At 62.0% G+C, this 13,131-nt stretch carries 7 protein-coding genes; 4 read left to right on the top strand and 3 right to left on the bottom strand.

The features are described 5' to 3' along the window. Positions 1-32: 32 nt before the first annotated feature. The 3 genes from V5E97_RS40425 to V5E97_RS40415 all read right to left on the bottom strand — a co-directional run bounded on the left by V5E97_RS40425 (position 33) and on the right by V5E97_RS40415 (position 6,385). A complete protein-coding gene (locus tag V5E97_RS40425; protein WP_406701358.1) occupies positions 33-1,466 on the bottom strand; it encodes a sulfatase family protein in 1,434 nt (477 codons plus the stop codon). 322 nt (positions 1,467-1,788) lie between these two features. Continuing rightward, a complete protein-coding gene (locus V5E97_RS40420; protein ID WP_406701357.1) occupies positions 1,789-3,168 on the bottom strand; it encodes an ammonium transporter in 1,380 nt (459 codons plus the stop codon). A gap of 424 nt (positions 3,169-3,592) precedes the next feature. Next, positions 3,593-6,385, bottom strand: a complete 2,793-nt coding sequence (locus tag V5E97_RS40415; protein WP_406701356.1) for a hypothetical protein — start codon at positions 6,383-6,385, stop codon at positions 3,593-3,595. Positions 6,386-6,911: 526 nt separating this feature from the next. Between V5E97_RS40415 and V5E97_RS40410 the strand changes: the two genes are divergently transcribed. From V5E97_RS40410 to V5E97_RS40395, 4 genes are all read left to right on the top strand, one after another. Then, the gene (locus V5E97_RS40410) at positions 6,912-9,983 is read left to right on the top strand and encodes a PSD1 and planctomycete cytochrome C domain-containing protein (protein ID WP_406701355.1); all 3,072 of its coding nucleotides are present in this window, start codon (positions 6,912-6,914) and stop codon (positions 9,981-9,983) included. 15 nt (positions 9,984-9,998) lie between these two features. After that, a complete protein-coding gene (locus tag V5E97_RS40405; protein WP_406701354.1) occupies positions 9,999-11,456 on the top strand; it encodes a DUF1501 domain-containing protein in 1,458 nt (485 codons plus the stop codon). A 159-nt stretch (positions 11,457-11,615) separates the two neighbouring features. Next, complete coding sequence (locus V5E97_RS40400) at positions 11,616-12,146, top strand: RNA polymerase sigma factor (RefSeq protein ID WP_406701353.1); 531 nt, start codon at positions 11,616-11,618, stop codon at positions 12,144-12,146. Next, entirely contained in the window at positions 12,143-13,105 is a 963-nt protein-coding gene (locus V5E97_RS40395; protein ID WP_406701352.1) for a hypothetical protein, read from the top strand. The genes V5E97_RS40400 and V5E97_RS40395 overlap by 4 nt, the downstream gene beginning before the upstream one ends. Positions 13,106-13,131 lie beyond the last annotated feature (26 nt).

Here is a 13,131-nt window from a genome sequence, read left to right as displayed (position 1 = left end):
TACCTTCGAGGTTCTGGTCCACCCGCTTGGGCTCAGAGTTCCCCGGGTCGACGGACGTTCTTGCCGATATGGTTGGTCGCCGAGTCTCCAAGGTCGTCGCGAGCGATGTCTGCCAGGCGGGAGAGTTGCTTCACGACGTCTGGATTTTTGGCCGCAACGTCGAGTGTTTCGCCAGGGTCAGACTCCAGATTAAAAAGGCTGAGGCCAATCGCGCGCTCCTGGTAAGGCGCTGGCTTGCCGCTCGAGCCTGGCGTACCGGAGAGGCTTCGGTACTGGTGCGGAAAGTGAAGTTTCCAGTGGCCCGAACGCACGGCCTGGAGCTCTCGGCCCCAGTAAAAGTAGAGCGCTTCGTGGGGGCTCTTGGCTTGAGGCTGAGCGGTAAGCAGGGGCTCGATGTTCCGGCCATCGATGAGTCGGTCGCCTGAACGGTCGGCTCCGGCGATCGAGGCGAACGTCGGGAGAAGGTCGATGGTCATGGCGGGCTCACGGCAGACCGATCCGGCGGGGATCTTGCCGGGCCAACGCGCGACGAAAGGTTCGCGCACGCCCCCCTCGAACGATGTTCCCTTTCCCTCACGGAGCGGGCCGGCCGAGCCGGCGTGATCGCCGTACGATAACCAAGGGCCATTGTCGGAGGTGAATATCACGAGCGTGCGCTCGTCGAGTCCCTGTTCCTTGAGCGTGCTGAGAACTTGGCCCACCGACCAATCAAGCTCCTCAATGACATCACCGAACAGGCCCCGAGTCGTCTGACCTGCGAACATGTCGGATACAAAAAGCGGGACGTGGGGCATGCTGTGTGCGAGGTAGAGGAAGAAGGGCCGTTCCTTGTTGTTCTGAATAAAGCGAACAGCGTGTTCCGCGTAGGAGGTTGTCAGTGTCTTCTGGTCGGGGTTGGTGGCGACGACCTGATCCCCCGCGATCAAGGGGAGGTCGGGAAAAGACCGGTTCGTCGGGTGCTGCGGCCACATATCGTTAGAGTAGGGGAGCCCGAAGTAGTCGTCGAACCCATGCCGGATCGGGAGGAACTGGGGGTGATGCCCCAGGTGCCACTTACCGTAGATGGCCGTCGCGTAACCGCGTCGCTTAAGAACTTCGGCAATCGTCGATTCACCCTCAGCGATCCCAATCTTTGATGCGGGACCGAGTGCGCCGAGGATCCCGACTCGATTGGGGTAGCAGCCCGTCAACAAGGCGGTGCGCGACGCCGAACAGACCGCCTGGGGCACATAAAAGTCGGTGAAGCGGATGCCCTCGGCGGCGAGCCGGTCGATGTTTGGGGTCACATAGCCCTTGGCGCCGAAGCAGCCGACATCCGCATAGCCTAAATCATCCGCGAAGACGACCACGATGTTTGGCGGCCGCTTCTCCTTGGCGGGCTCGGCCCTGGCAGCCACGGCCCCGTGCAGTAGCACGCTCGCGAAGGTGAGGAAGCACATCAGTCGATGAGCACTCGATCGGAACATGGTCCGAGCCTTTTCTCTTTCGACGCCCGCCTACCAAGAGGATGGATTCGCACGACGAGGCGAACTCGAACCCTTTTTTCATTTTTTTCGAGAGGGTCAACTTTATCCAACAACCTCGATCAAGGCATAGCGAAAAGTGCGAATGCGCCAGGGCTTTGCGGTCGCATCGCGGCCTGATCAGGTGACTGGGACGTGTCGCCAGGGTGAACTTGTTGGGATTGCGAGGCCGGAAACGACAAAATCCCCGCGGCGTCTCGCAAGGCGGACACCGCGGGGATCGGACTTTTTGATATTTCGCTACGAGGGCGGATGGCGTCCGAGATCAGAATCCGCTTCCGACCGCGATTTCGACCGGGGCGTGTCCGTTCGAGTGGGCGCCGCCGAGGAGGTCGGCTCCAAGAGCGGTTTCGCCGTGCTGGCTGAGGTCGAGTCCCTCGTCTTCCTGCTCATGGGTGACCCGGAGCGGGATGATGAGGTCGGTGATCTTGTAGAGAATGATCGAACCGACAAACGAGAAGACGGCCACGATGACCAGCGCCACGAGGTGGTAGACGAACGTCTTCGTGACGCCCGAGGTCAGCCCCACTTCCTTGGCGAAGATACCGGTGGCGATCATGCCCACCATGCCTCCGACGCCATGGCAGGGGAAGACGTCGAGCGTGTCATCCAGGGTCGACTTCGTTCTCAGATTGACGGCCAGGTTGCTGATCACGCTCGCCACCAGGCCGATGACCATGCTCTCGCGGATCGTCACGAATCCGGCCGCCGGCGTGATCGCGACCAGGCCAACGACGGCACCGATGCAGGCGCCGAGTGCGGACGGCTTATGGCCCCGCATCCAGTCGAAGAACATCCAGCCGAGCATCGCGGCGGCCGACGCCGTGTTGGTGGTTCCAAACGCCATGGCGGCCGTCCCGTTGGCGGCCAGCGCAGAACCGGCGTTGAATCCGAACCAGCCGAACCAGAGCATGCCGGTTCCGAGGAGTACGAAGGGAACATTCGCCGGCGAGTGGGCCTCTTTGGCGAGGTGGCTCTTACGACGGCCCAGGACCATCGCACCCGCCAAAGCCGCAAAACCAGCCGACATATGAACGACCGTGCCGCCAGCGAAATCCAAGACGCCCATCTTGCGAAGGAGGCCGTCGGGGTGCCACGTCATGTGGGCCAGGGGGCTATAGATCACCAGGCTGAACAAGACCATGAACAGCAGGTAGGAGGAGAACCGGACCCGCTCCGCGAACGACCCGGTGATGAGGGCCGGCGTGATGATCGCGAACTTCAACTGGAAGAGCGCGAACAAGATCAGCGGAATCGTGGGAGAAAGGCCAGGATGGGTCGCTTCTCCGACGCCGTCAAACATGAAGAAGGTCATCGGGTTTCCGATGACACCTCCGATGCTGTCTCCAAAGGCGAGGCTAAAACCGACAAAAACCCAGAGAAGACTGATAACCCCAAGGGCGACTACGCTTTGCAGCATGGTCGAGACGACGTTCTTGAATCCGACCATCCCGCCGTAGAAGAACGAGAGACCCGGAGTCATGAGAAGCACGAGGGCCGCGGCAGTGAGCATCCATGCCACGTCCCCGGAATTGATCGCTTCTCCCACAGGAGTCGGCTTGTGCGTAGGCTTCACAACCAAAGCGGCGATGGCCAACGCCACCAGCAACAGGAAGGGGAAGGGGGTTGCACGTTTCACGGGCATCCTCGTCTAAATAAAAGGCAACAACGGAGGAGAGCTTCACACCAGTTTCCCGCCGGCCTTCGTCCGACAAGGACGAATCTTTGATGCTCAATCTCTTGTGGCACATGAGTTTGAGACGTCAATACGACTCAGCTAGGGGTCGATTCGCCCGGGGAAGTTGGCGACTGGGAATGATGCTAACGCAGCCCGTATGCCAGAAGACGAGTCTCTGCCCGTATTGAGCGAAGGCAACCTTCGACTTTGAATCGGTTCAGCCACTTCAGGGACGTACCGTCTCGCAGCCAGGAACACTGGTCACGACCGGGCAGGCTTCCGTTGCGAGTTGAGGCATGACGACGGGAGTTCAGGCATGACGTCTACCATCGGGGGGCTGGGGAGCTATGGAAGGCCCCCAGCCCCGCCCGAAGGGAGAACGCGGGTCTCATCAAGGCCGATCGAGTGGCTGCTTCAGTGCGGTTCTGGGCGCGAGCTCGTCATCGTGAGCTGACCTGGGATCGGCAAGTCCGGGCTTGGCGGTCAACGCCTCCGCGGCGGGGGCAGGGGATGGCATGCCTTCGGGGGCTTCGGTCAGCATCAGCGATCGGGTGGGCGAGAGCTGAAGATAAAAGAGAAGTCGACCCCCAGGTGGGACGGTCGAGGATTGATCGCGCACCACGCGCTGGGTTTCGACCCGAGGGCGCGACGCGATCAGCTCGTCCTGGGGGGCGAGCTTGTTGGCTGCGATCCGATGGAACCGGTTGACGTAGGTACGCAACTCGTCGTGGGAGGCAACCTTGGTTGTGGCGCCGAGGACCGCCACCATTCGCGATGCATCCTGGGAACTCTTCGGGTCGTTGGTCTCGGCCCCGACTTCGAGCAAGACTTCCAGGGCGACGAGCAGCATCTCGACGCGCTCGCGGTTGAGGATTTCGCATTGCGCGCCATACCGAGCGGTCAGCGCTCGGAGCTCCTCGATCGACCGAGGGGCGAATCGACGTGTCCTCGCCGATCCAGGGTCCCCGCCGTCGAGGGTCAGATACGCATCACGATCGGGGACCTTGTGCAGATCCATGCAGGCCACGGCGATCTCGTGGTAGAGCTTCAGCGTCTTCCTGCGTTCCGGAGGCAGGGCATTGTAGGTCCGTTCGGACTCGGCGAACTCGATGTCGATCGGCGCGAGTGTGGGCCGCTCGAGAGCGACCTTGGGACGATCGTGCCCCGTGGAGTTGCGGGCCATCTCGGCCAGGCAGCGCACGATCACTTTCTTGTAGAGGAGCTGGGTCTTCGAGGTGAGGTCGTCGTTGGCAACCTGCTCGATGGCCTCCTGGTAGTCCTGCTCGACCTTGGCGAGCAGACTCTGGTAGCGTTCGGGTGAGAACTCCGGGAAGAACGTGGGCGCTCGCCGGGAGAAGAACCGAACATCGGCGCGTCGCTCCATGCTATTGACGAGCCGCGTGCGGAGATCGCGGCGCTCCTTCGGATTGAAGTCGAGGTCGTTCCGCATCAACTCCTGGAGTTCTTTGACGAGCTGGTCATATTGGCCGTAGGCTTCGTCGGGCCGCCCGCAGAGCCGCTCGGCCATCGCCAGCCCATGGCGGATATGGTAAAGACGCGTCTTGAACACGAACTGGCCGTTTTCAACGAGCGCCTCGCACGAAGACTTGGCCTTGAAAAAGGCCTCCCTGGCCTTGGCCACATCCAGACGTTCCATCCGGTGCCAGGCGAGTTCGTTGTAAACGAACGAGAGCAACGAGTCGTCTGTGCGGGCTTCGCGTACGGCCTGGAGCAAGCGGTCGGTGGACTCATCCCACTTCTCGAGCGCCCTCAGTGCCGAGGCTTCGTAACCGAGCGAGTCGATCACGAGCGAACGAGGCATCGTCGAGCTCTCCCCTTTGGCGTCCCTGGGGAAGACGTCTTCGCGAACCTTCCGGAATTGCTCGACGGCCAGTTGCGGGAAACCCATCTCGTTGAGGAGCCGGCCGTAGTCCATCAAACAGAGGGCAAACGATCCGTTGGCCGGGTCGTCGAGAATCACCCGCCGATAGCAACGGATGGCATCCTCGAAGAGTAACCGTGCCTTGGAAAGGTCGCGGGTGTTCCCTCGCTTGCCGGCCGCGAGCTGATAATTGGCCCGCGCGTGCAACTGTCGGGCGCGGAAGGCTTCGCGGGCATTGTCCTGGAAGCCCGGAATCCGTTCCCACCAGCGCGGTTCGGCATCGTCCTCGGCGAGCGCTCCATCCGCGAGGTCGTCGCCACCGGGCGAGGTTTCCGAACCGATGATGTGATCGATCGACCGTTCACTGCCTCCGGCCCTAACGTCAACCCGGAGCAGGTCGCGGACATGGCTCGGGTCACGGTCGGGAATCTCCACGGCATTGGCGAGTCGCGCAATGTGTGCGAACCGCTCCACCCGCTTCTGATAGTCGGCCTTGCGCATCCAGTCGACCGGAATCAAGACGATCGCCAGGACGAATGCGGCGAAGGCCGCAACCTTGATGAACTGGAGGTTGTTCATCAAGAAGAGCCTGGCTCCACCAAGATGGGTCAGCTTGGGGCGATGGTCGATCGCCGGAATCGGGGCCTCGGTGGTCAGGATCGGCAGCCAATTCTCTCGCATCAACTTGTGTTCGCGATCGAAATAGCCGCCATGCCCGAACCGGTAGTACCGGTTGAGGAATTGCCCGCCGACCATCCCTTGGAAGCCGACGCGCCCGGCCATGCCCATCATCAGGGCGGCGGACTGGCAGAGGACGAGAACCGTGTCGTCCCAACCGCACTCGTTCACCACGCGGCGGAGGCATCCCGCCTGCTGGTAGCGATACCAGGGGAACGATGGGCGGAGCACGCTGCCGGCCAGAATGATCGTATGGAGCCGGTGACTCTTCGGAACGTGGGGCACGGCCGAGGCCGCCAAGTAGGTTCCAAAGCTGTGGGCCACGAGATCGATTCGCGATCCGGCGGGGACCGACGCGATCGCATGTGCGAAGAACTGACGGAACCTCCAGGCCACAAGCCAGCGGAGTGGAGGAACCAGAAAGGCAAGCGAGGAGAAATATCCGAACTGATAATTCAGAACGGTGACGCCGGGCTCAGCTTCCTCCAACAGTGCCTTCAGATCCGCTTGCCAGTCGCCGTAGGTGCGAATGCCATGCACGGTGATCACGAGATGGCACGGCTTCGTCACCGTTTCGCCGTCATCGCTCGAATTCAGGACAACCCCATCAAGTCGCTCATCCATCGGTCCCTCCATGGCACCGGCCTTTTCCCTATCCCTCCTGAACGAGGCACCCGATCAGCCGGTCGAAGCCTTCTGAGAATCGCTATTTGCGCATCGATACCATATCCGATCGGCCCCCTCCCACAAGCCCAATTTGAGGGTTCCGTTTTCGGTCGGACGTGCCAATTCCTGGGCGAAGCCAAGCTCACATCACGGTCGGCGATCGGTCCCAGAAGCCTTGAGACGAATCGACAAATCATGAGTCATTGTTTTGCTGCATCCGATTGAAATCGGGGATTTCCATTTCCCTGGGACCACGGGCGCCATTTCCTCAGTTCAATGGATCTCATCACGTGGCATTTTATGAAATTTGTAACCAATGCAAGAGCGAAGGGGGCGACCTCGGCACCTGAGCGGGGACGGTTCAGGAATATTAGGGCGAGGCGACCGGATCTCAGGTACCATTGAGGCTCGATCCCAACGGGTGCGGCCGATCCGGAGGGTTGATAGCCCCCGAGTGTCGACGCAGATCGCGAGTCATGAAGCGATGCGACGATCTCTTTGCCTGGCCGGGTTTTTGATGCTCTGCGTTGCCGCCGTGTTGGCCCGCGCAAGGGAACCGGTCGAGCCTCTTTCGGCCGATCGCAAGGTGGATTTCGAGCGTGAGATCCAACCCCTCCTGACGGCACATTGTGTCAAGTGCCATGGGCCCGCCCGGCAGCGCAGCAGCTATCGGCTCGATCGCCGTGAAGCCGCGCTCCAAGGGGGCGACTCGGGCGAGCCGGCAATCGTCCCCGGCCAAGGGTCGACGAGTCATCTTGTCCAGCTCATCAGGGGACTCGACCCGGATGAGGTCATGCCACCAAAGGGGCCCAAGCTCACTGCGGGGCAGGTCGACCTGATCCGTGCCTGGATCGATCAGGGGGCCGAGTGGGCAGCCCAGTCGAACGACCCGGCGCCGGCAGAGCAGGGGGCGCACTGGTCACTTCAACCGCTCTCCCGACCGGCTGTGCCTCGCCCGATGAACCAGGGGTGGAGTCGGACCCAGATCGACGACTTCATCCTGGCCAGACTCGAGGAAAAGAGGCTGTCGCCTTCGCCGGAAGCGGATCGGAGAACTCTGATCCGGCGCCTGACATTCGACACGACCGGCCTGCCGCCGACTCCCGAGGAAATCGAAGCCTTCATTGCCGACCCGGGGGCTAATGCCTACGAACGACTCGTCGATCGCCTGCTCGAGAGTCCCCGTTATGGCGAGCGCTGGGCAAGGCGATGGATGGACGTGGTCCACTTCGCGGAGACCCACGGTAACGATCAAGACAGGCCCCGACCCCATGCCTGGCCCTATCGCGATTATTTGATCCGTTCGTTCAACAATGACACCCCTTACGCCCGGTTCGTTCAGGAGCAACTCGCCGGTGATATTCTGTTCCCGGGCGATCCAAGCGGGATCGTCGCGCTCGGCTTCATCGCCGCGGGACCGTGGGACGAGAGTTCCCAACGCGATATTCGGGACGACACCGTCGATAAGAAGGCCGCTCAGAACCTCGATCGCGACGACATGGTGGCAACAACCATGGCGACCTTCACCAGCACCACGGTCCACTGCGCCCGTTGCCACGACCACAAATTCGACCCGATTTCACAGGCGGAGTACTACGGCCTTCAGGCCGTCTTCGCCGGCGTTGACCGCGCGGAACGCCCCTATGAACTCGATCCCAAGGCCGAATCCCTCCGCGCTCCGCTGCTTGCGAAAAAGGCGGCCCTTCAATCGCGACAGAAAGTGAGCGTCGATCCGCTGCTCGACCCGGCGACTCGCTCCGCGCTCGCTGCGGGACAGGCCGCCTGGGAGTCTGCCGTGGCCGATTCGATCACCTGGGTGCCTCTCGATCCCTTGACGTACACCTCGTCCGGGGGCGCGACGCTGGTCAAGCGGCCGGATTGGTCGATCCAATCGGCTGGCCCGAGGCCTGAAATTGATACCTACACGATCGTGGCGCGGACTGATTTGAAAGGGATCAGCGCGGTTCGCCTCGAGGTGCTTACCGACGACAGCTTGCCCCATAAAGGGCCTGGGCGTCAGGACAACGGTAACCTTCACCTGTCCGAATTCCGGCTCAAGGCCGGTCGCGTCGCGGACCCGACAGCCGCCCGGCCGATCTCTCTACGCAACCCCGTCGCCGATTTCGATCAGCAGGCGTGGGACATCACCAAGGCGATCGACGGCAACCCGGCGACCGCCTGGGGGATCCACCCCGCGGTTGGCAAGTCCCATCAGGCGGTCTTCGAGACCACTGAGTCGATCGGGATCGATGGTGAGACGGAACTGACTTTCGCTCTCGAGCAGACGCATGGCGGCGGCCACCTGATCGGCCGGCTCAGGCTTTCGGCGACCACGACGACCCGACCATCCCTGGCCCGGCCACTGCCGGAACCGATCGCCAAGATCCTCACCGTCCCGGCCTCGACCCGTACCGAAGGCCAGCGGACCGAGCTGACTGCGTACTATTACACGGTCGCCCCCGAGCTCAAAACGGTGATCGACGGACTCAAGCAGAAACTCGCCGCGATCCCGCCGGTGTCGATGGTTTACGCCGCCGCACACGATTTCAAGCCGGAGAGCAGCTTCGTGCCGGCGAAAACCCCTCGCCCGGTTCACGTCCTGAAGCGAGGCGATATCAACAGCCCGGTTCGACCGGCGGCGCCGGGTGGCTTGGCATGCGTGCCAGGCCTCGACGCACGATTCAGGCTGCCCGATCTCAACGACGAAGGGAGCCGTCGCGCGGCGCTGGCTCGTTGGATCACCGACCCCAAGAACGTGCTGACCTGGCGCTCGATCGTCAATCGGGTCTGGCACTATCATTTTGGCCGGGGCCTGGCCGACTCTCCCAATGACCTCGGCCAGATGGGAGCAAAACCTTCCCATCCCGATTTAGTCGACTGGCTGGCCGTCACATTCCGGGATGGGGGAGGCTCGATCAAGCAACTGGACCGCCTGATCTTTACCAGCTCGGTTTACCGCCAGTCGTGCCGACACGAGCCGCGAGCGGCCGAGGTGGATGCCGACAATACCTTGCTCTGGCGCATGAACCGCACCCGCCTGGATGCGGAGTCGGTACGCGACGCGGTGCTCCAGATCTCCGGTAAGCTCGACCTGACGATGGGCGGTCCATCGGTTCGCCAGTTCGTCGAGACCCCCGGCATTCACGTCACTCCGATGGTGAATTACCTCCAGTTTGATGTCGACAGCCCGGCGAGCTACCGGCGGAGCGTTTATCGTTTCTTGTTCCGCACACTCCCCGATCCGTTCATGGACTCGATGGACTGCCCCGACGCGTCGCAGCTCAGCCCGACGCGAAACGCTTCAGTGACCGCACTCCAGGCGTTGGCGATGTGGAACGACCGTTTCGTGGTCCGTCAGAGCGAGCACTTCGCAGCACGGGTCGGCAAGCTCGCGGACGGCCTCACCGGCCAGGTCGAGGCCGCCTTCGAGCTCGCAGTCGGCCGCCCCCCTTCCTCGAACGAGTCGGAGGCCCTCGTGAGGTATGCCGTCAAGCACGGCATGGCCAACGCGTGCCGCGTCATCCTGAATAGTAACGAGTTCATGTTCGTGAATTAGATGATCGGGGCCGTCATGACCAACGAAATGTCGCCTCCTGACTTGCTTGGCCGTCGTGAGTTCCTCTGGCGGTTCGGGGGAGGACTGGGCGGAATCGCCGCGTCCCAGATGCTGGGCAGAGATGGGCTTCTGGCGGGTACCGTGGAAGCTCGCGCCAATCTTGACGGCGGCTTGCATCACCGGCCCAAGGTTCGCCGGATCGTTCAACTGTTTATGAATGGTGGCGCAAGCCAGTGTGACACGTTCGACTACAAGCCCGAGCTGATCAAACGCCACGGCCAGACGTTCGACCCGGGGGGACGGGTGGAGGCCGTGACGAGCGTGCCGGGCAAGGTCCTCAAGAGCCCCTGGGATTGGAAGCAACACGGCGAGTCGGGCCGGTGGGTCAGCTCCGTTTTCCCGCATGTGGCCACGATCGTCGACGACTTGGCCTTCCTGATGTCGATGGCCTCCAAGACCAACGTCCACGGGCCGGCCAGCTATATGCAGAACACGGGGTTCGTTACTCCAGGGTTCCCGAGTATGGGCTCCTGGATCTCGTACGGACTGGGCAGTCTCAACGATAACCTACCCACCTTCGTCGTACTCCCCGACTCGCGCGGCTTGCCTTACAACAACGCCGGCAACTTCTCCTCGGCCTTTCTACCGGTCGCTCATCAAGGGACGATCATCAAGGCCACCGCCCCGGTACCGATCGCCGACCTCTTTCCCCCCGAGTCGGCCCGGTACATCACCCCGACGGCCGAGGCGGACGGCCGCGCCTTGCTCACAACACTGAATCGCGATCACATGGATCGGTCACCGGGAGACTCCCGGCTCGAAGCACGCCTTTCGTCGTACGAGATGGCTGCGCGAATGCAGCTCAGTGCGCCCGAAGTGCTCAACCTCTCGGGTGAATCTCGGGCCACCCGCTCCCTTTATGGAATCGACGATCAAGTCACCGAGGAATTCGGGCGCAACTGCCTCACCGCGCGGCGTTTGCTCGAACGCGGGGTCCGCTTCGTCCAGGTCTGGAGCGGCGCCGGCGGTGCAACCGGGAACTGGGACAACCACAACGACGTCGACAAGGCCCTTGCCTCGATCGCGCTCAGCACCGACAAGCCGGTCGCCGGCCTGGTCAAGGATCTCCAAGCCCGCGGCCTCCTGGAGGACACCCTGGTGATCTGGACCACCGAGTTCGGCAGGATGCCGTTCAGCCAGGGAAGCAATGGCCGCGACCATAACGGCGGAACCTTTGTCTCCTGGCTCGCCGGCGCTGGCATCGAAGGGGGCGTTGCGTTCGGCGAGAGCGATGAGTGGTCCTGGAAGGCCCGGCACCCCACGTACTGCTACGACCTTCACGCCACCATCCTGCACCTGCTCGGTATTGATCACGAGCGCCTGACGTTCCGCCATAACGGGAGTGACCGCCGTCTGACCGACGTTCACGGCAGGGTCATCACGGAGATCCTGCGCTCCGCCTCGCCGTCGTAAGTTCTCAATGAGAAACGGCCTGCGCCAATTCCGCGAGAACGTTGAGAAAGATTCTGTAACACCCCGCTCTCCCCGGTGTTGTAGGTCTAGTGGACTCGCTGTTATCGCCATGCCTGGTCGGGGTGCCTGGGGCAGACGCGGAGGTCAAAGCTAGCTCGCATGTCGCGTCCAGGATCACCCGATGACGAACTCAGCCAATGGGTTGCGGACACCGTGCAGCGCGCGCTCGCCTATGCCGTGACTCTGATCCGAAATAAGGCCGATGCCGAGGACATCGTCCACGACTGTTATCGACGCCTCCTGAGCAGGGCGGACCAGTACAACCTACCGGACGACGGCTCGAAACTCTTGTTCAAGTCAATAACTAATGCGTGCATCAACTGGACTCGCCGGCGCCCGCCGTTCGTGAGCCTGGATGTTGCCGAACACGGGATCGGACCCGACAAATCTGACGCTGAGCCTGAGCAGAGGGCCATTCATGGGGAACTGGAAGCCGCGGTCACCGAGGCCTTGACTGAGCTTCCGGTGACTCAACGAGCGATCGTCGAACTGCGAAGTCTGGGACACAGCCTGTTGGAGATCGCCGAGATGCTCGAAATGAGCCACGCCAATGCACGCGTCCAGCTTCATCGTGCACGCCAGGCGCTGGCCACGCGTTTGCGTCCTTTTATTGAGGATCATGTGACGTGAGCGATTCTGAAGAGCGTGTCTTCGATGCGGTCGATCGGCTTGTGAGTGCTCACCTCGACCGCGAAATCGAGCGGACAGATTCCACGAATCTGCACGCGAAAATTCGTAATTCGCTCGCCCAGACCGCTCGCCCCGAAGTCAGATCGATTCGGATCGGTCGGGCCGCCTGGTATTCGCTCGAACGCTGGTCAGGTTCCCTGCGCTGGTCGATGGGGGCCGCCTTGATCGCATTGGTCATCGGGGCGTTCTGTGGTGGTCGATACCTCAGTCCCACCACGGCCAATGCCGCGACCCTCTTGCGAACGGTACGAGGCATCCACGCCCAGGACATTGATCGTTGCTATCGCGTGCACTATGCCCCCGATCCCCGTTACTGGGACGAGAAAAAGATGCTCGAGGGCCCCTCGGAGAGTGTCCTGTGGACCCGAGGGGACCGATTCTGGGCCGACTGTACGATCGGGACCATCCATCTCGCGATCGGTCGCGAACAGGATCGCTCACTCTGGGTCAGTCCGTCCCGGATGCACGGGATTCGTTTCTCCGATAACGACTCTCAGCTCCCTCGCGATGTTGCCGTACTCTGCGACATCAATTCCATGACAGTCCCCTCGCTGATGGATGATGTCCTGGCCGACTTCAATCTACGTGCGGAAAGCACTCCCTCCCCTTCCGGAACGACTCCCAATCTCGTCTGGGCGAGGTTGAAGCCAGGCCGAGTGCACTCCCTGATTTCGGCCGCACTCCTGGAAATCGACGCCCAGAGCGGGGTGCTCCTCCGGTTGATCCTGTGGACGGTCCGCGAGGGTCGGCCCAATGGCACGGTGACCTATACCTTGATGAAGAGTGCCAGGCAGGATGATGAACAGTACCGGCTTGCATCCCACCTTGATTCCAGTGCGAAGATCGAGGTCCATCGCTTGGGACAACCCAAGACTGATGCTTTGAAAGACGATCGGTGAGACGACTTGCCCTGTTCGGTTTCGAG

Source organism: Singulisphaera photorubra (assembly GCF_045290345.1).
Taxonomy (GTDB): domain Bacteria; phylum Planctomycetota; class Planctomycetia; order Isosphaerales; family Isosphaeraceae; genus Singulisphaera.
Note: the sequence above shows the minus strand (reverse complement) of the source record. Positions and strands in the feature narration are given on the sequence as shown.

Excerpts from the sequence above, each read along its gene's own strand:
- V5E97_RS40400 (WP_406701353.1), top strand. The coding sequence starts at position 11,616 with ATGTCGCGTCCAGGATCACCCGATGACGAACTCAGCCAATGGGTTGCG.
- V5E97_RS40415 (WP_406701356.1), bottom strand. The coding sequence starts at position 6,385 with ATGGATGAGCGACTTGATGGGGTTGTCCTGAATTCGAGCGATGACGGC.
- V5E97_RS40405 (WP_406701354.1), top strand. The coding sequence starts at position 9,999 with ATGACCAACGAAATGTCGCCTCCTGACTTGCTTGGCCGTCGTGAGTTC.
- V5E97_RS40425 (WP_406701358.1), bottom strand. The coding sequence starts at position 1,466 with ATGTTCCGATCGAGTGCTCATCGACTGATGTGCTTCCTCACCTTCGCG.
- V5E97_RS40420 (WP_406701357.1), bottom strand. The coding sequence starts at position 3,168 with ATGCCCGTGAAACGTGCAACCCCCTTCCCCTTCCTGTTGCTGGTGGCG.
- V5E97_RS40410 (WP_406701355.1), top strand. The coding sequence starts at position 6,912 with ATGCGACGATCTCTTTGCCTGGCCGGGTTTTTGATGCTCTGCGTTGCC.